This window comes from Halomonas sp. PAMB 3232, from assembly GCF_031954225.1.
Classification (GTDB): domain Bacteria; phylum Pseudomonadota; class Gammaproteobacteria; order Pseudomonadales; family Halomonadaceae; genus Vreelandella.
In genome coordinates this window covers 273,243-289,995 of record NZ_CP134865.1, presented here as the reverse complement: position 1 = coordinate 289,995, position 16,753 = coordinate 273,243, and the positions used below count along the sequence as shown (strand labels likewise).

The window sequence follows — 16,753 nt, the reverse complement described above, 5'->3', positions numbered from 1 at the left end:
ACCTGTTTTTACGCGCTCGCGCTTTCGGGCCGGCGCTCCTCCAGCATCCCCTTGTCCAGAATGAAGCGGATGATCTCCTCGAGCCCGACACCGTCGTAAAGATTGGTGAATACGAAGGGCCGTTCGCCGCGCATCTTTTTCGAATCCCGCTCCATCACCTCGAGTGAGGCGTGCACCTGCTCGGCGATGTCGATCTTGTTGATGATCAAAAGATCCGATTTGGTGATGCCCGGGCCGCCCTTGCGCGGAATCTTGTCGCCGGCGGAGACGTCGATCACGTAGAGCGTGAGATCGGAAAGCTCCGGGCTGAAGGTCGCCGAGAGGTTGTCGCCGCCGGACTCCACCAGCACCAGCTCCAATCCCGGGTGGCGGCTCTGCAGCTCGTCGATCGCCGCCAGGTTCATCGAGGCGTCCTCGCGGATCGCGGTGTGCGGACAGCCGCCGGTCTCGACCCCGAGGATTCGATCTGCCGCCAGCGCGTCGTGCTTGAGCAGAAAATCCGCGTCTTCGCGGGTGTAGATATCGTTGGTCACCACGGCGATATCGTAGTGATCGCGCAGCGAAAGGCAGAGCTGCTTGAGTAGTGCGGTCTTGCCGGAGCCTACCGGTCCACCGACTCCTACGCGTAAACAGTGTGTCATGTCGTTCTCCTGAATCGGTCAATCAGCTTCTAAACGTTAACTTCTAAACAACCGGGAATACTGGGTTTCGTGCAGCGCGCTTGCCAGCGCCACGCCGGGCAGCACCGGGCCGAGCGCGTCATCATCAAGCGTTAGCGCCTGGTCCACAGCGTATGAAAGCGCAGGACGCAGCCGCTCGATGATGCGCTGGGCGGCCGTGTGGCCCAGCGGCAGCGCCTTGCACGCCACCGCCAGCTGGTTTTCGAGCCACGCCCAGCCAAAGCCGAGCAGGGCCTGGCGCGGGCTTACGCTGCGCGTAAAGGCGGTGTAGGCGAAAAGCGTTACGTAACCGGCCTGCTCGGGCAGCAATTTCCCTTCAGGCAGAAGCTCAAGACTGCCCAATAGCCGCTTGAGGGATGCGCCGAGGCGGCTGTCCTCGGCGACAAGCTCCGCGGTTTCCCGGGTGGCGGCAAGCCACGCGTCCCACTCGGCAACGTCGGCGGCGTCACCGCGCTCGAAGGCCTCGAACAGGCGTGCGATCACCGGCAGCTCGCAGCGGGTCAGGCCGTCGTCGAGCACGCCGGACAGCCACTCGGTCAGGCTCTCTTCATCGTCCACCCAGCCAAGCTCAAACGCGCTCTCGAGCCCCTGGGAAAAGGCGAAGGCGCCGATCGGCAGCGCCGGGCTGACCAGCTGCAAAAGCCCCAGCAGCGCCAGATCGTTTTGGGACTCAGTGGCCATGGGTGTGGTCATGGCCATGTTCATGCGAATGCTCATGCGAATGTTCGTGAGAGTGTTCATGCGCCGCCTCCACCTCTTCACTGTCGTGGTGGCCGTGGTCGTGCGCATGCGCGTGGCCCAGCTGCTGGTAGGCGCCGGGCTCCGGGTCGAAGGTATCGTTATGGTGCTCGAGGAGCGCGCCCAGAAGCGTTGCCAGCTCCTCCAGCACGTGATCCGGCGGGAAGCGCACCCAACCGCCCTTCTCGTCTTCGCCCAGCGCCAGCTGCACGTGGCGGTTGCCCAGGTGATAGGCCAAGCGCGCCAGCGGAAGGCCAGCGGATACGCGCGCGGTGACCACCGGCTCGATGGCAGCGCGCACCCGCACCACGGTGCCGTCCTCGGCTTTCAGCCCCTCGCCGTCACGCAGTACCGGGCCGCGATCGAGAAACAGCCCCAGTGCCTGGCCGGCGTCGCTTTCGGCCTTCAGGCGGCCACGGATGCGCAGCTCGAAGGGCAGCGTGAGCGTATCGCTGGCGGCGCTCGCTTCCACGGGGCCTAACCGTTCTATCAGTTTCAGCATGATCGACCTCTTAGCCATTCAATAAGTGGCGCGCCTTGTCTCGTCCAGCCACCCGTAGGAGCAGCTTCAGCTAGCGACCGACGGTGGCACCTCACCAAGGGAAGGCTAACGCCTTCCATCGCCGAAGTGTCGGACCACTAATAAATCGGGCTCCTACAATACGTTCGTGCACCGTAGGAGTAGCTTTAGCTAGCGACCTCTTTAAGGGGGCACCTCATCAAGGGAAGGCTAGCGCCTTCCATCGCCGGATGAATCCAGCTCCCACAAGGGTGAGCCCGCGCCCTGTAGGAGTAGCTCCAGCTAGCGACCGCTTCTAGAACAGGTGATACCGCTGCGCCAGCGGAAGCTCCGTGGCGGGTTCGCAGGTCAGAAGCTCGCCGTCGCAGCGTACTTCATAGGTCTGCGGGTCCACGGTCAGTTCCGGGCAGGCGTCGTTGAGCTTCATGTCCTTCTTGCGCATCCCGCGCACGTTCTTGCACGCCGACAGCGCGCTTTGCAGCCCCAGGCGCTCCTTGATACCCGCATCAATGGCGGCCTGGCTGACAAAGTTGAGCCGGGTCTGGCTCGCCGCGCGGCCAAAGGCGCCGAACATGTGCCGATAGTGCACCGGCTGGGGCGTCGGAATCGAGGCGTTGGGGTCGCCCATGGGGGCCGCGGCGATCATGCCGCCCTTCAGAATCAGCGACGGTTTTACGCCAAAAAACGCCGGCTTCCAGAGCACCAGATCGGCCAGCTTGCCCACCTCGATAGACCCCACTTCGTGACTGATCCCGTGGGTAATCGCCGGATTGATGGTGTACTTGGCGATGTAGCGCTTGGCGCGCAGGTTGTCGGCGCCCAACGCTTCGTCTTCCGGCAGCAGGCCGCGCTGCACCTTCATCTTGTGCGCGGTCTGCCAGGTACGGCAGACCACCTCGCCCACCCGGCCCATGGCCTGGGAGTCCGAGGCGATCATCGAGATCACGCCCAGATCATGCAGGATGTCTTCCGCGGCGATGGTTTCCCGGCGAATGCGCGAGTCGGCGAAGGCGACGTCTTCGGGAATATTCGGGTCCAGGTGGTGGCAGACCATCAGCATATCCAGATGCTCGTCGATGGTGTTGACCGTGTAGGGGCGCGTCGGGTTGGTGGAGGACGGCAGCACGTACTCCAGCGAGCAGGCGGTGATGATGTCCGGCGCGTGGCCGCCGCCCGCCCCTTCGGTGTGGTAGGTGTGAATGCCGCGCTCCTTGAACGCCGCGAGCGTATCCTCGACGAAGCCCGACTCATTCAGTGTGTCGGTGTGAATCGCGATCTGCACATCGTACTTCTCCGCCACGCTCAGGCAGGTGTCGATGGACGCCGGCGTGGTGCCCCAGTCCTCGTGAAGCTTGAGCCCCATGGCGCCGGCCTCGAGCTGCGCCTCGAGCCCTTCCGGCAGGCTGGCGTTGCCTTTGCCGAGCAGGCCGATGTTCATGGGCAGATCGTCCACCGCCTGGAGCATCTTGCCGATATGCCAGGCGCCGGGCGTACAGGTGGTAGCGTTCGAGCCGGTGGCGGGGCCAGTGCCGCCGCCGAGCATGGTGGTCACGCCGCTCATCAGCGCCTCTTCCACCTGCTGGGGGCAGATGAAGTGAATGTGGGCGTCGATGCCGCCGGCGGTCAGAATCTTGCCTTCACCGGCGATGATCTCGGTGCCCGGGCCGATGACGATCTCCACCTCCGGCTGAGTGTCAGGATTGCCCGCCTTGCCAATGGCAGCGATACGCCCGGCTTGCAGGCCGACATCCGCCTTGACGATGCCCCACCAGTCGAGAATCAGCGCGTTGGTGATGACGGTATCCATCACCGCGGAATCGACGCGCTGGCTCTGGCCCTGGCCATCGCGGATCACCTTGCCGCCGCCGAATTTCACTTCCTCGCCATAGTGGGTGGCGTCACGCTCGACCTCGATCCAGAGCTCGGTGTCGCCCAGGCGCACGCGGTCGCCTACCGTGGGGCCGTACATGTCGGCGTAAGCCTGACGGCTAATCCTGTTCGTGGTCATTGCGTGTCTCCTTCCAGCGCACCCATGACATCGCCACGGAAACCGTAGATCTCGCGCTTGCCGACGAACGGAATTAGCGTGACCTCGCGGCTCTGACCCGGCTCGAAGCGGATCGCGGTGCCAGCGGCCACGTCGAGCCGGTAGCCACGGGTTTTGGCGCGGTCGAACTCAAGCGCCGGATTGGCCTCGGCAAAGTGGTAGTGAGAGCCGAGCTGGATGGGCCGGTCGCCGGTGTTGGCGACCTCCACGGTGATGCGCTCGCGGCCGGCGCACAGCTCGATCTCACCCTCTTTTAACTGATACTCACCAGGAATCATGGCTGCCTCCAAGGGGTGTAACGCTAGTTGATCGGCGTATGAACGGTCACGAGTTTCGTGCCATCGGGAAACGTTGCCTCGACCTGCACCTCGTCGACCATCTCGGCCACGCCCTCCATGACGTCATCGCGGGTTAATATCTCGCGGCCGAAGCTCATCAGCTCGGCCACGGTTTTGCCGTCGCGGGCGCCTTCGATGATCTCGAAACTGATCAGCGCCACGGCTTCCGGGTAGTTGAGCTTCAAACCGCGCGCCTTTCTACGCTCGGCTAGCTGCGCGGCGGAGAACAGCAGCAGCTTGTCCTTGTCTCTCGGGGTCAGTTCCATGCGGCGTTATCCTCTCAAAAAGATGAAGCGTCAGGTCAGCCAGATGCGCGGCGTGTGGGCCTCGCGGTCGATCAAGCGCGGGCGCAGAAGCTGCCAGGCCCGCTCGCAAAGCGACCAGGCATCCACCCGCGAGCCGCCCAGGTAGCGCAAAAGCAGCACGCCATGGCGAAGCGTCACTGCCCAGTTCGGCTCGGCCGCAAGCGTCTCGCGCAGCACCTCGATGGCGGCGGGGCCGTCCTCGAGTCCTATCGCCCAAAGGGTGGCCTGCACCGTGGCGCCGCCCTGGCCCCAACGGCCGACGAAACGCGGGTGCAGCGGGTCCAGCGGCTGGCGCTCGAGCCACAGGGGCTTGCCGTCCAGCGTCAGGCGAAAGTGCTGCTCGATGCGCCCGGACACGAACGGAAGCTGACTTGCCGGGCGGCCCAGCGCCATCACCTCCCAGCCCAGGCATTTGGCACTACCGTGAAGGGCGATATGGGTGCGCTGCTCGCCTTTCGAGCCATCGAAGGCGATGGTTTCCTGGGGGAGCCACTCGAGCACCGCGCCATCCTCCACGGTAAGCGCAGTGCGCTGGGTCCAGGCCACGCCCTGGCTGTCTGCCTTGTAGAGCTTGTTGGCGGCGGGGGTGGTCAGAAGCGCGTGGGCGCCCTTTTCCACCTGTGCCTCGATGCTCAGCGCATCGCCGCTGACCAAACCACCAGGCGGGTGCAGCACGTAGATATGGCAGGCCTCACCGCGGCCTTCCGGGTAGAACGGGCGCTGTACGCGAAGCGGGCCCTGATGGCGCGCCTGAGTCATGCGCGTGGCGCCGTCGCGCTGGGCAAAACGCAGCGCAAGCGACGCCGCCCAGCGGCGCTGGTCGTCGAAACGGTGGCCGGAGGGGGTGTATGATGCGTTGCTATCGCATGCCGTCATCAGACGGTCGCTCTTGATCGATTGATTCATATTCCCTGACCAATGCAATTAATGCGCCAAAATGGTGAAAGGATGCCAAGCGGCCCTTTGCCGGGGCAGAGCAACTCATCGTGACCAACGCCATGCACCAGAATTGAACATTCTGACTGAAAAGGCACCATAAAAGCGCAAGCCGTGCAATAATGGGACCGAGCCCGGGACAAAAGGCCACATCGCGAACCTCTTAACGGGTCACGTTTTACGCTACCATGGCACGATCAATCGGGCCGCCTGCCCCTCAAGGCCCGCTATCGACGTTTTGCCAAGGGTCGTCATCTTGCCACTTCAGCGCTTTACCCATCGTCGTTGGTACCGCGTTGCGCTTCACGCGGCGCTCACGGCCATGCTGTTGCTGCTGATCGGCCCGCTGATTTCGCAGTCCCAGGCCGGTCATCACGAGGCGCATCGACACGCCGCCTCCGGCGCGCACCACGACCACCCATCCTCGGCGCACCGCTCTCACGCCGCCCCAGAAACGTTGCCTGAGCCGTCGATCGAGCCCATCTTCACCTGGTTTCACGAGTGCGGCTACTGCTCCCTGTGGCAGCAGTTTCCCTCGGCTCATGCGTTTTTGCCCGCCATTGCGCGGCAGGCATTCGTTCACCACGCCCCGCGGCCAAAGCCGCCGCATCAGGGGTTCGCGTCCTTCGACAACTACCTGCATGCGCCTGTCCGCGCCCCGCCGCTCGCCTGACGACACCCATCAGCTTGCATGACCCGATTCTGACGACCTGACGGCCGCCCCTGGCCGCCGGGTGCGTGTCGCTATCACTCGGGCGCCCCTTCGAGCGGGCGCTGTAGGAGCCGTAATGACTGCTCATGTCGACCCCCGATCGGCGGCGAAGACGCCGTTCGATCTCTACCGCGCCATCTGGCGCTGGCACTTCTACGCGGGCCTTCTGGTGCTGCCCTTTCTGATCACCCTCTCGATCACTGGGGCGCTGTATCTCTTCAAGGACGAGATCGATGCCATCGTCCACGCCGACGTCAAACGCGTCGCGGTGCAGCAAAGCGTACAAACGCCCGCCGCTCAGGTGAGCGCTGCCCTCGACGCGCATCCGGGTACGGCGCTCAAGTACACGGCTCCGGCCACGCCGGAGAGCTCGGCGGAAGTCACCGTGCGCACGACCAACGACGAGCGCCTGGCGGTGTATGTGAACCCTTACACCGGGCGCGTGCTCGGCGCACTGGACGATCGCGGAACGATCATGTGGACGGTGCGAAAGTTGCACAGCTTCAAGCTCTTCGGCGCCACGCCGCGCAAGCTGATCGAGATCACCGGCGGCTTCGCGATTTTGCTGGTGCTCACCGGCGTGTATCTATGGTGGCCACGCACCAACGCCAGGGGCGGTGTGGTCAGCGTACGCGGCGCGCCGCAAAAGCGCGTCTTCTGGCGCGACCTGCACGCGGTGACGGGGCTGTTCGTCGGCGCCTTCATCCTGTTTTTGGCAATCACCGGCATGCCCTGGTCCGGCGTGTGGGGCGCTCAGGTCAACCAGTGGGCCAACGGCAACAACTTCGGCTACCCCGCCGGGGTTCGAACCGAGGTGCCAATGTCCAGCACGCGACTGAGCGAGCAGGCGCCGACGAGCTGGTCGCTGGAGCAGGCGCACGTGCCCGAATCGACCAAGTCGACGGGCCAGGCGGATATCGGCCTGAACGAGGCCGTGGCCACCTTCGAGCGCCTTGGGTTGCACTCGGGCTTTGCGGTCAGCCTGCCCACTACCCCGACCGGCGTCTACTCCGGCTCGGTCTACCCGGACGAGGTGAGCCAGCAGCGGGTGGTGCATCTGGACCGCTACTCCGGCGAGCCGCTCGTGGACATGCGCTACGCCGATTACGGCCCGCTCGGGCGGTGGCTGGAGTTCGGCATCAACGTGCACATGGGTCAGCAGTTCGGGCGAGCGAATCAGCTGCTCTTTCTGGCGGTGTGCGTGGCGATCATCCTGCTGTGCGTCAGCGCCGGCGTCATGTGGTGGAAACGCCGCCCGACAGGCGGGCTGGGCGTGCCGCCGCTGCCGCGGGACAAGCGCGCGTTTCGCGGCATTCTGGCGATTCTCGTCGTTGGTGGGGTGCTCTTTCCGCTGACCGGCGCGGCGATTCTCGTCATGCTGCTCATCGATGGGTTTGTGGTGCGTCCTTTGCAGCAGCGCCGCCTCGCCGCACGCGGCGCTTGATCCTTTTCCTCGGCCCTTTTCCCGGGGGCCGGGGCACGTCTTCTCGCCCTTGCATCGCTTGACAGGCAGCGCCGCTGGCAGGAAACTTAGCAAAGGCTATACTTCTTACCAGACGCAAAAAAACGCCCGCTTTTCGATCACCGTGAGGATCCATCATGGCCGTACAACGTCTCGTTGCCGCTATGGCGCTACTGCCGCTGAGCTCGCTGTCGCTGGCCGACGAGCCGCCGTTGAACGTGGTGGCGACCATCGGCATGATTGCCGATGTGGCCCAGAACGTGGGCGGCGAGTGCATCAGCGTCGAGGCGATGATGGGCCCAGGCGTCGACCCGCATCTCTACCAGGCCAGCGCCAACGATGTGGCCATGCTGCGCGGCGCCGAGCAGATTCTCTACTCGGGTTATGCGCTGGAGGGCCAGCTTGGCTCGGTGCTGGAGAACTTTGCCACACGCACGCCGACGCTTGCCGTCGCCCCCGCGTCGATCGAGGAGGATGCGCTGATCACGTCCCAGGGCGCCTTCGGGGTCGACCCGCACCTGTGGATGGATGTCTCGCTCTGGGCGCACATCGTCCCGACCTTGAGCGACACCCTGATCGAGGCGCGCCCGGCGTGTGCCGCAACCATCGAGGCCAACGCCGAGCGCTACGAAACCGAGCTTCTCGCGCTGCACGAGTGGGTCAAGGAGAGCATCGCTTCCATTGCCGAGGAGCAGCGCGTACTGGTCACCGCCCACGACGCTTTCAGCTATTTTGGCCGCGCCTACGATATCGACGTCGAGGGCATCCAGGGCATCAGTACCGAAACCGAAACCGGCATTGCCGATATCCGTAACATGGCCAATAGTGTGGTAGAGCGCAACGTGCCGGCGGTATTCGTCGAAAGCACCATCAACCCGCGCACCATTCAGGCGGTGATCGACGCGGCGCGCCAAAAAGGTCATGAGGTCGTGGTCGGCGGCGAGCTCTACTCCGACGCCATGGGCGACGACGGCACCGTCGACGGCACCTACATGGGCATGATCTACCGCAATACCGAACACATCGTCGAGGCGCTGGGCGGCTCCCTCGCCCCCCTGCCACAAGCGCTCGAGGGCTGGGCAAGTGAATGGCAGCTCGACACCTGACGATCAAAGGCACTGTTTGATGACAACGACCGGTAACGCTGAGCCGGCACTCAGTATCAAGAACCTGACCGTGAGCTATCATAACCAGCCGGTGCTGTGGGATATCGAGCTGGATATTCCCGCCGGCGTCATGGCGGGCATCGTTGGCCCCAACGGGGCGGGCAAAAGCACGCTGATCAAGAGCCTTCTGGGGCTCGTACCGTCGCTTTCCGGCGAGGTGCGGGTGCACGGCAAGTCCTACGCCTCCCAACGCAAGCGCGTGGGTTACGTGCCGCAGCGCTCGAGCGTGGACTGGGACTTTCCCACCACGGCGCTGGACGTGGTGATGATGGGGCTTTACGGGCGCCTTGGCTGGCTCCGGCGCCCGGGCCGACGCGAGCGCCGCGAGGCCATGGAAGCGCTGGCGATGGTCGGCATGAGCGAGCTTGCCAACCGCCAGATCAGCCAGCTCTCCGGTGGTCAGCAGCAGCGGGTGTTTCTGGCCCGCGCGCTGGTGCAAAAAGCCGACGTCTACTTTCTCGACGAGCCCATGGCCGGGGTCGACGCCACCACCGAGCGGGCGATCATCGACATCCTGCGCCGCCTGCGCGATGAAGGCAAAACGGTGATCGTCGTTCATCACGACCTGCAAACGGTGAGTACGTACTTCGACTGGCTATTGCTTTTGAACGTGCGCGTGATCGCCGCCGGCCAGGCGCGCGACGTGTTCAAGATCGATCATCTGCGCAAGGCCTACGGCGGCCAGATCGCCCTGCTCGGCGACAGCGAATCGCTGATGTTCCCCGCCTCCAAAGTGACGTGATGCATGCACTGGCTTGAGCTTTTATCGGACTACACCTTTCAAAACGTGGTGATCGGCGCCTCGCTTCTGGGCTTGATCAGCGGGCCGCTGGGCTGCTTTGCGGTGCTGCGCCGTCAGAGCCTTCTGGGCGACGCCATCTCCCACGCCGCACTGCCGGGAATATGTCTGAGCTTCATCATCACCGGCAGCCGCGATCTGGGCGGCATCATTATCGGCTCGCTGGTCACCGGCACGCTGGCCGCGCTCACCATGCTGCTGCTCACACGTAAAAGCCGGCTTAAAACCGACGCCGGGCTGGGCGTCTGCCTGAGTCTCTTTTTCGCCGTGGGTATCGTGCTGCTCACCTACATTCAGGGCACCCGCAACGCCGCCCAGGGGGGGTTGGAGGCGTTTCTGTTCGGCCAGGCCGCGGCAACGCTGCGCTCGGATCTGTGGGTGATGGGCGCCATTACGCTGGCCACCCTCGCGCTGCTCGCCGCGTTCTGGAAACAGGCCAAGCTGGTTACCTTCGACCCCGAGTATGCCCGTACCCTCGGCATGCCCGCGGCGGCCATCGAGGCGGTACTCACGGCCATGGTGGCACTCGCCGTGGTGGTCGGCCTGCAAATGGTCGGGGTGATTTTGATGGCTGCGATGATCGTGGCGCCGGCCGCAGCAGCGCGGCAGTGGAGCCGCCATTTGGGCGGCATGCTGGTGATCGCCGCTGGCGTTGGCATCATTAGCGGCGTTTCGGGCGCCACCATCAGCACGCTGTCGCGCGGACTTGCCACCGGCCCGCTGATCGTACTGACCGCCACCGCCATCGTGTTGCTGTCGCTGGCGCTGGCCCCCGGCCGAGGGCTTTTGTGGGGCATCGTGAAGCACTATCGCCAGAAGCGCGAGCTGCACACCCAGCAGCTGCTCTACGCTCTTCACAAGCATCCGCAAACGCCGCCGCGCCTGAGCCCCAGCGCCCGGCGCACGCTGGCAGCGCTCACCCGTCAGGGCCACGTTGCCCGCTCGTCAAACAAGGCAGGCGTGGCGTTGACCGCGTCGGGCCGCGCCCGCGCCCGGGAAGTGGTCGCCGCTTTCGAGGAGGCCACGCCATGATCGCAGAGCTTTTGAACAGCACGGCGCTGCCGATCATTCTGGTCGGCGCCATGGTCGGCATCGCCTCTTCCGCGGTGGGCACCTTTCTGGTGCTGCGCGGCAACAGCATGCTGTCGGACGCGATCAGCCACTCGATCGTTTTCGGCATCGTCATCGTCTGGATACTGACCAAACAGCAAAGCGGCCCGGTGCAGCTCATTGGCGCCGCGCTGACAGGGCTTCTGACCGTTTTTCTCACCGAGGCGCTCGCCAGCACCAAGCGAGTGAAGCAGGACGCCGCCATTGGCCTCGTGTTCCCGGCGCTCTTCTCCATCGGCGTGTTGCTGCTCAACCTCTATGCCCAGGACGTTCACATCGACACCCACACCGTCCTGCTCGGCGAAATCGGCTTCGTCTGGCTCGACACCGTCGAGCTTTTTGGCCTCCCCATTCCTCAAGCGCTGGTGTCGATGAGCGCAATGACGCTGATCAACTACGCCTTCATCGGGCTCTTCTACAAGGAGCTGAAGCTCGCCACGTTTGATCCGGCGCTGGCCAAGACCTTCGGCTTCATGCCGACGATCCTCTTTTACGTGCTCCTGATGCTGACCAGTTCCACCGCCGTGGCGGCGTTCGACGCCGTGGGCGCGGTGCTGTTCATCGCCTTCGCGATCGTCCCGGCCTCGGCGGCATACCTGCTCACCGACCGGCTGTGGATGATGTTTCTCATCGGCGCGCTGATCTCGATCGCCTCGAGCATTAGTGGCTACTTCCTCGCCGTGCACCTGAACGTCTCGATCGGCGGCATGATGGCGGTAATGACCGGCGCGTTCCTGATCCTCGCCTTCCTGTTCGGGCCGCGCTACGGGCTGGTCACGCGCGCCTTCAAACAGCGGCGGGCGCCGGTGGAGCCGCCTTTGGGCTTGTCCGAGTAGTGAGCTCCCCTTGAACCATGCTAGCCAAAGGTGTACAAAGTACACTATAAAGAAAGATGATTGGCATGGGTTACTGGAATGAGCCACGCAATCGAATTCATCGAAACCTCGCTATTCACGCGGCAAATTCGCGAGCTGGCCACGGACGATGAATTAAAGGAGCTTCAGAAAACGCTGATCGCCCAGCCAAGCAAGGGCGACCTGATTCAGGGGACGGGCGGGCTTCGCAAAGTGCGCATGGCTTTAGAGAGTCAAGGCAAAAGCGGTAGCGTTAGAGTCATCTATTTTCTGGCCACTTTTGACACTATTTATCTGATTCTCGCCTATCCGAAAAGCACCAAGGACAGCCTGACGGACGCCGAAAAAGCGGTGCTTAAAAAGCTGACGAAACAGTTGAAGGAGGAGCGTATAACGTGAGTATTTTCAACGAGCTCAAGAACTCCCTGGAAGAAGCCGTCGATATAAAGACGCAGAAACGCCAAGCCAACCGCGTCACGCGTTTCGAAGTAGCGGATGTCAAACAGATTCGGGCGATACTCGCTGTTTCCCAAGCCGAGTTCGCCCAAGCAATGGGCACCAGTATCGATACCATCAAAAGCTGGGAAAATCGCCGTCGCAATCCAACAGGGCTGGCGGCCAAGGTGCTGGCCACCATTCAGGACAACCCAGCCTTCTACCGCGAACTGGCAGAGCACTAACGAACGACGCTCTTGTACATAAAATTGCGCCCGCCATCTGGCGGGCGCTTTATTTGTGGACTAAACCCATTGTGGATAACTCACACCGTCAGATGCTGCTTGATCAGCTCTTGAGACAGCTCGCCGATCTCACCTTTTGCCACCGGGCGGCCGCGGTCCATGATCACGAAGCGGTCGGCGTATTTTCTGGCAAAGGGCAGCTTCTGCTCGACCAGCAGTACCGTCAGGCCGTCCTCCTTGATCAGCTGGCGGATCACCTGGCCGATCTGGGCGACGATATTGGGCTGAATGCCTTCGCCGGGCTCGTCCAGAATCAAGAGCTTGGGCTCGATCACCAGGGCGCGTCCGATGGCGAGCTGCTGCTGCTGACCGCCGGAGAGATCGCCGCCGCGGCGGTGCTTCATTTCTTCGAGCACCGGGAAGAGCTCATAGATTCGCGCGGGGATCTTCTTGAGCCCGTCGCCCCGGGCGGCAAGGCCCGTGCGCAGGTTCTCCTCGACGGTCAGCATGGGAAAGATCTGCCGGCCCTGAGGCACGAAGCCTATCCCCAAGCGCGAGCGCGCCTCGATCGCCTTTTGGGTCAGCTCGACCTCGCCGCCTTCCGCCTGAAATTTGAGCGCGCCGCTTTTGACCGCGACCTCGCCCATGATCGCTTTCATCAGCGTGGTCTTGCCCACGCCGTTTCTGCCCATCACGCAGGTGCACTGCCCCTTCGGCACGTCGAGATCCAGATCCCATAGCGTGTGGCTTTCGCCGTAGAACTGGTTAAGCTTTTCGATCGCGAGCATCAGGCGGCCTCCTCGTCGTCCGCACCCAGGTACACCTCGACCACGCTCGGGTCGCTTGCGACCTGATCCATGCTGCCCTCGGCCAGTACGCTGCCCTGGTGGAGCACCGTCACCTTGCGGGCGATGGAGCGCACAAAGCCCATGTCGTGCTCGACCACCACTACCGACTGCTTGCCGGCGAGACGCGTCAGAAGCTCGGCGGTGCGCTCCATCTCCTGCTCGGTCATGCCGGCCACCGGCTCATCGACCAGCAACAGGCGCGGGCGCTGCATCAAAAGCATACCGATCTCGAGCCACTGCTTTTGGCCATGAGAGAGAATGCCCGCCGGCTGGAATCGAAGAGCAGCCAACCCGACGGTCCCGAGCACCTCGTCGATGCGATCGCGCGCCTCACCGGTCATGCGTGCGGTGAGCGTCGGGAAGATGCGCTTGTCCGCGGCCATGGCGAGCTCCAGATTCTCGAACACGCTGAGCGCCTCGAACACCGTGGGCTTCTGGAACTTGCGTCCTATTCCCAAACTGGCGATCTCGGGTTCGTTCATTTTCAAGAGATTATGCCGGCTACCGAACCAAACGCTGCCCTCATTGGGCCGCGTCTTGCCGGTGATGATATCCATCATGGTGGTCTTGCCCGCGCCGTTGGGGCCGATGATGCAGCGCAGCTCGCCGTCATCGATGGTCAGGTTCAGCTTGTTGATCGCCTTGAAGCCATCGAAGCTGACGGTGACGTCCTCCATATAGAGGATCGGGCCGTGGCGCACGTCCACGGTGGATACCTGGGGGGTCATGAAATCGAAGACCCGGTCGCGCTCCTTGAGCGACTCGAAAAAACTCATGCGCTCGCCTCCGGTGAGTAGGTGGAATCGCGTTGGCGACGATGGGACAAGAGACCGGCCACGCCCCTGGGTAAAAGCACCGTGACCAGCACGAAGAGCCCGCCCAGGGCAAACAGCCAGGCATCCGGCATCACGCCGGTGAACACGGTCTTGGCGTAGTTGACCAGAATCGCGCCGATCACCGCGCCATACAGCGTGGCCCGCCCGCCCAGCGCCACCCACAGCACGATCTCGATGGAAAACAGCGGCGAGAACTCGCTGGGGTTGATGATGCCGACCTGCGGCACGTAAAGCGCCCCGGCCACACCCGCGAGCATGGCAGATACCACGAACACGAAGAGCTGAAAGCGCTCGACCCGGTAGCCGATGAAGCGCGTACGCGCCTCGGCATCGCGGGTGGCCACGCAGACTCGGCCAAGCTTGCTGGTCACGATGGCCCGGCAGAGAAGATAGCCCAGCGCCAGTGCTACCCCGGACGCCAAAAATAGGCCGAGGCGCGTGTCACTGCTTCGCAGGTTGAAACCCAGAATCTCGCGAAAATCCGTCAGGCCGTTATTGCCGCCAAACCCCATCTCGTTGCGGAAAAACGCCAGCATCAGCGCAAAGGTGAGCGCCTGGGTGATGATCGAGAGATACACCCCGGTCACCCGCGAGCGAAACGCCAGAAAGCCGAAGATCAGCGCTAAAAGCCCCGGCGCCAGCAGCACCATGGCAAACGCAAACCAGGCCATGTCGAAGCCGAGCCAGTACCAGGGCAGGCTATCCCAGTTGAGAAATACCATGAAGTCCGGCAGTACCGGGTCGCCGTAGGTGCCGCGATCGCCGATCTGGCGCATCAGATACATGCCCATGGCGTAGCCGCCGATGGCGAAAAAGGCGCCGTGGCCCAGGCTCAGAATGCCCAGATACCCCCACACCAGGTCCACCGCCACGGCCAGCAGCGCATAGCTCAAGTACTTGCCGAACAGGTTCACCGTGTAGGCGTTCACGTGCAGCGCGTGGCCTTGCGGCACGGCCACGTGCAGCACGGTGACGATGACGAGCGCGGCCAGCAGCACGCCGAGAAAGGTTTGCGTCGCGCGCTCGGTGAAGGGGCGGGCGAGCCAGAAGCGGCTCGAGGTTGCCTGAAAGCTCATCGGTTAACCCTCCGCCGCGCGGCCCTTCTGCGGGAAGAGTCCCCGCGGGCGCTTTTGAATGAACAAAATGATGAATACCAGCACGATGATCTTGGCCAGCACCGCGCCCGCCCAGGGCTCGAGGACTTGGTTGATTACGCCAAGCGACAGCCCCGCGACCAGCGTGCCCCAGAGATTGCCCACCCCGCCGAATACCACCACCATGAACGAATCGATGATGTAGTTCTGGCCAAGGTTTGGCCCCACGTTGGTGAGCTGGGAAAGCGCAACGCCGGCAAGCCCGGCCACGCCGGAGCCGAGTGCGAAGGTCAGGATATCCACCCGGGTGGCGCGAATTCCCATCGAGCGCGCCATGGCGCGGTTTTGCGTCACGGCGCGCACCTCGAGCCCCAAGCGCGTGCGGCGCATGATCAGCATCAGCCCGACGAAAACCAGCAGCGCAAAGCCAAGTACGAACATGCGATTGAGCGTCAGCGACAGGGCGTCATTGATCACCAGCGACCCGCTCATCCACTCCGGCGTGATCACCGTGCGGTTGAGCGGCGAGATCACCGTGCGCACCAGCTGCTGCAGGATCAGGCTGATGCCGAAAGTGGCCAAGAGCGTCTCCAGCGGGCGGCCTTTCAAAAACTGAATGACGCTACGCTCGATGGCGATACCGGCCAGTGCGGCCACCAGAAAGCCGGCGGGAATCGAGAGCATCAGCGCAAGGCCGGGCTGGCCGGGCAGAAGCTGCTGCATCATCCACGTGGTGTAGGCGCCCAGCATCATCAGCTCGCCGTGGGCCATGTTGATCACGCCCATCACCCCGAACGTGATGGCAAGTCCTATCGCGGAGAGCACCAGCACCGAGCCAAGGCTCAGGCCGAAGTAGAGCGTCTCGACGCCGCGGTTGATCTTCAAGTTCTGCTCGACGCTTGCAAGGGCTGAGCGGGCGGCGTCCGCCACCGCCGGGTTCTCGGCATTGGTGGCGCGGTTCAGCGCCACGCGGGCGCGGGGGTGCAGGCTTCCGGCCAGCGCCTCGACCCCTGCCATCTCCCCGTTTTCGGTTTGGTAAATCGCCACCGCCTGAATCAGGCGCCGACGCACGTAGTCGTCCTCGGCCTCTTCGATCAGCGGGGTCAGCGTCTCGAAAAGCTCCTCGTCCACCTCGCCCAGCAGGCGGTCGGCGGAGGTGCGTCGGCGCTCGACGTTGGGCGAGTAGAGATCCACCACGGCAATCGCGCTTCTAAGCTGATTACGCAGCGCGTTGTTGATCCCGATACGGTCGAGCTCGCGGCGCGACATCTCACCCAGCGGCTCACCGCTCAGCGCGTCTTCGACGGGCCAGCTGCGCCCGGTATTGTTCAGCACGATGACGAAGCGGCCGTCATCGGTGCGCTGCAGGCGGCCGTCGAGCAGCGCCTGCAGCCAGCCGCGGGCGCGCTCGTCGTCGCCTTGCAGGATGCTTGATATCGCCTCGCCCTTGTCGCGGTAGGAATCCACGTCGAGAGTTTCGAGCAGCGAATAGCCGGGGTCACTATCTTGTGCGCTGGTTTGTGCTGCGGCACCTGGCAGAAAACCGGCCAGCAACAAGCAGACGAACGACCAGAAAAGGAAGCGCCTCATGGGTTGTTCCTTTGAGTGTCAGTGGGAGGTGGCGTGCC

At 63.6% G+C, this 16,753-nt stretch carries 19 protein-coding genes; 8 read left to right on the top strand and 11 right to left on the bottom strand.

The window, feature by feature from the left end:
• Window positions 1-8: 8 nt before the first annotated feature.
• From ureG to RN346_RS01310, 7 genes are all read right to left on the bottom strand, one after another.
• Complete coding sequence (gene ureG / locus RN346_RS01340) at window positions 9-641, bottom strand: urease accessory protein UreG (protein WP_263585408.1); 633 nt, start codon at window positions 639-641, stop codon at window positions 9-11.
• Between the two features lie 36 nt (window positions 642-677).
• Window positions 678-1,373, bottom strand: coding sequence for an urease accessory protein UreF (locus RN346_RS01335; protein WP_263587360.1), 696 nt, complete (start codon window positions 1,371-1,373; stop codon window positions 678-680).
• Complete coding sequence (ureE, locus tag RN346_RS01330; RefSeq protein WP_311961903.1) at window positions 1,351-1,920, bottom strand: urease accessory protein UreE; 570 nt, start codon at window positions 1,918-1,920, stop codon at window positions 1,351-1,353. The genes RN346_RS01335 and ureE overlap by 23 nt, the downstream gene beginning before the upstream one ends.
• Window positions 1,921-2,233: 313 nt before the next feature.
• On the bottom strand, window positions 2,234-3,946 hold the full coding sequence (ureC, locus tag RN346_RS01325) for an urease subunit alpha (RefSeq protein ID WP_311961902.1): 1,713 nt from the start codon (window positions 3,944-3,946) through the stop codon (window positions 2,234-2,236).
• On the bottom strand, window positions 3,943-4,263 hold the full coding sequence (locus RN346_RS01320; RefSeq protein WP_263585411.1) for an urease subunit beta: 321 nt from the start codon (window positions 4,261-4,263) through the stop codon (window positions 3,943-3,945). The genes ureC and RN346_RS01320 overlap by 4 nt, the downstream gene beginning before the upstream one ends.
• A 23-nt stretch (window positions 4,264-4,286) precedes the next feature.
• The gene (locus RN346_RS01315) at window positions 4,287-4,589 is read right to left on the bottom strand and encodes an urease subunit gamma (RefSeq protein ID WP_263585412.1); all 303 of its coding nucleotides are present in this window, start codon (window positions 4,587-4,589) and stop codon (window positions 4,287-4,289) included.
• A gap of 30 nt (window positions 4,590-4,619) precedes the next feature.
• A complete protein-coding gene (locus tag RN346_RS01310; RefSeq protein ID WP_311961901.1) occupies window positions 4,620-5,504 on the bottom strand; it encodes an urease accessory protein UreD in 885 nt (294 codons plus the stop codon).
• Between the two features lie 316 nt (window positions 5,505-5,820).
• On the opposite strand from RN346_RS01310, the gene RN346_RS01305 reads away from it, so the two are divergent.
• From RN346_RS01305 to nadS, 8 genes are all read left to right on the top strand, one after another.
• Window positions 5,821-6,237, top strand: coding sequence for a DUF2946 family protein (locus tag RN346_RS01305; protein ID WP_311961900.1), 417 nt, complete (start codon window positions 5,821-5,823; stop codon window positions 6,235-6,237).
• Window positions 6,238-6,352: 115 nt separating this feature from the next.
• Window positions 6,353-7,720 carry a PepSY domain-containing protein gene (locus RN346_RS01300; protein WP_311961899.1) on the top strand — a complete coding sequence of 456 codons (1,368 nt, stop codon included), beginning with the start codon at window positions 6,353-6,355 and terminating at the stop codon, window positions 7,718-7,720.
• Between the two features lie 155 nt (window positions 7,721-7,875).
• Complete coding sequence (locus RN346_RS01295; RefSeq protein WP_311961898.1) at window positions 7,876-8,844, top strand: metal ABC transporter solute-binding protein, Zn/Mn family; 969 nt, start codon at window positions 7,876-7,878, stop codon at window positions 8,842-8,844.
• A gap of 19 nt (window positions 8,845-8,863) precedes the next feature.
• A complete protein-coding gene (locus tag RN346_RS01290; protein WP_311961897.1) occupies window positions 8,864-9,646 on the top strand; it encodes a metal ABC transporter ATP-binding protein in 783 nt (260 codons plus the stop codon).
• 3 nt (window positions 9,647-9,649) lie between these two features.
• Window positions 9,650-10,735 carry a metal ABC transporter permease gene (locus RN346_RS01285; RefSeq protein ID WP_263585418.1) on the top strand — a complete coding sequence of 362 codons (1,086 nt, stop codon included), beginning with the start codon at window positions 9,650-9,652 and terminating at the stop codon, window positions 10,733-10,735.
• Window positions 10,732-11,649: a metal ABC transporter permease gene (locus RN346_RS01280; RefSeq protein ID WP_311959500.1), complete on the top strand. Its 918-nt coding sequence runs from the start codon at window positions 10,732-10,734 to the stop codon at window positions 11,647-11,649. The genes RN346_RS01285 and RN346_RS01280 overlap by 4 nt, the downstream gene beginning before the upstream one ends.
• Before the next feature lie 78 nt (window positions 11,650-11,727).
• Window positions 11,728-12,066: a type II toxin-antitoxin system RelE/ParE family toxin gene (locus RN346_RS01275; RefSeq protein ID WP_409335777.1), complete on the top strand. Its 339-nt coding sequence runs from the start codon at window positions 11,728-11,730 to the stop codon at window positions 12,064-12,066.
• Window positions 12,063-12,347, top strand: a complete 285-nt coding sequence (nadS, locus tag RN346_RS01270) for a NadS family protein (protein ID WP_311961896.1) — start codon at window positions 12,063-12,065, stop codon at window positions 12,345-12,347. The genes RN346_RS01275 and nadS overlap by 4 nt, the downstream gene beginning before the upstream one ends.
• Before the next feature lie 80 nt (window positions 12,348-12,427).
• Here the strand turns inward: nadS and urtE are convergent, their stop codons facing one another.
• From urtE to urtB, 4 genes are read right to left on the bottom strand one after another with little or no spacing between them, the layout of a single operon-like run.
• The gene (urtE, locus tag RN346_RS01265; protein WP_311961895.1) at window positions 12,428-13,135 is read right to left on the bottom strand and encodes an urea ABC transporter ATP-binding subunit UrtE; all 708 of its coding nucleotides are present in this window, start codon (window positions 13,133-13,135) and stop codon (window positions 12,428-12,430) included.
• A complete protein-coding gene (gene urtD / locus RN346_RS01260; RefSeq protein ID WP_311961894.1) occupies window positions 13,135-13,971 on the bottom strand; it encodes an urea ABC transporter ATP-binding protein UrtD in 837 nt (278 codons plus the stop codon). Before urtD ends, urtE begins: the two co-directional genes overlap by 1 nt.
• Window positions 13,968-15,107, bottom strand: a complete 1,140-nt coding sequence (gene urtC, locus RN346_RS01255; protein WP_311961893.1) for an urea ABC transporter permease subunit UrtC — start codon at window positions 15,105-15,107, stop codon at window positions 13,968-13,970. The genes urtD and urtC overlap by 4 nt, the downstream gene beginning before the upstream one ends.
• A gap of 3 nt (window positions 15,108-15,110) precedes the next feature.
• Complete coding sequence (urtB, locus tag RN346_RS01250) at window positions 15,111-16,715, bottom strand: urea ABC transporter permease subunit UrtB (RefSeq protein WP_311961892.1); 1,605 nt, start codon at window positions 16,713-16,715, stop codon at window positions 15,111-15,113.
• Window positions 16,716-16,753: the final 38 nt, after the last annotated feature.

Coding starts and splice junctions, on each gene's coding strand:
- ureG (WP_263585408.1), bottom strand. CDS start 641: ATGACACACTGTTTACGCGTAGGAGTCGGTGGACCGGTAGGCTCCGGC.
- RN346_RS01335 (WP_263587360.1), bottom strand. CDS start 1,373: ATGACCACACCCATGGCCACTGAGTCCCAAAACGATCTGGCGCTGCTG.
- ureE (WP_311961903.1), bottom strand. CDS start 1,920: ATGCTGAAACTGATAGAACGGTTAGGCCCCGTGGAAGCGAGCGCCGCC.
- ureC (WP_311961902.1), bottom strand. CDS start 3,946: ATGACCACGAACAGGATTAGCCGTCAGGCTTACGCCGACATGTACGGC.
- RN346_RS01320 (WP_263585411.1), bottom strand. CDS start 4,263: ATGATTCCTGGTGAGTATCAGTTAAAAGAGGGTGAGATCGAGCTGTGC.
- RN346_RS01315 (WP_263585412.1), bottom strand. CDS start 4,589: ATGGAACTGACCCCGAGAGACAAGGACAAGCTGCTGCTGTTCTCCGCC.
- RN346_RS01310 (WP_311961901.1), bottom strand. CDS start 5,504: ATGACGGCATGCGATAGCAACGCATCATACACCCCCTCCGGCCACCGT.
- RN346_RS01300 (WP_311961899.1), top strand. CDS start 6,353: ATGACTGCTCATGTCGACCCCCGATCGGCGGCGAAGACGCCGTTCGAT.
- RN346_RS01295 (WP_311961898.1), top strand. CDS start 7,876: ATGGCCGTACAACGTCTCGTTGCCGCTATGGCGCTACTGCCGCTGAGC.
- RN346_RS01290 (WP_311961897.1), top strand. CDS start 8,864: ATGACAACGACCGGTAACGCTGAGCCGGCACTCAGTATCAAGAACCTG.
- RN346_RS01285 (WP_263585418.1), top strand. CDS start 9,650: ATGCACTGGCTTGAGCTTTTATCGGACTACACCTTTCAAAACGTGGTG.
- RN346_RS01280 (WP_311959500.1), top strand. CDS start 10,732: ATGATCGCAGAGCTTTTGAACAGCACGGCGCTGCCGATCATTCTGGTC.
- RN346_RS01275 (WP_409335777.1), top strand. CDS start 11,728: ATGAGCCACGCAATCGAATTCATCGAAACCTCGCTATTCACGCGGCAA.
- urtE (WP_311961895.1), bottom strand. CDS start 13,135: ATGCTCGCGATCGAAAAGCTTAACCAGTTCTACGGCGAAAGCCACACG.
- urtD (WP_311961894.1), bottom strand. CDS start 13,971: ATGAGTTTTTTCGAGTCGCTCAAGGAGCGCGACCGGGTCTTCGATTTC.
- urtC (WP_311961893.1), bottom strand. CDS start 15,107: ATGAGCTTTCAGGCAACCTCGAGCCGCTTCTGGCTCGCCCGCCCCTTC.
- urtB (WP_311961892.1), bottom strand. CDS start 16,715: ATGAGGCGCTTCCTTTTCTGGTCGTTCGTCTGCTTGTTGCTGGCCGGT.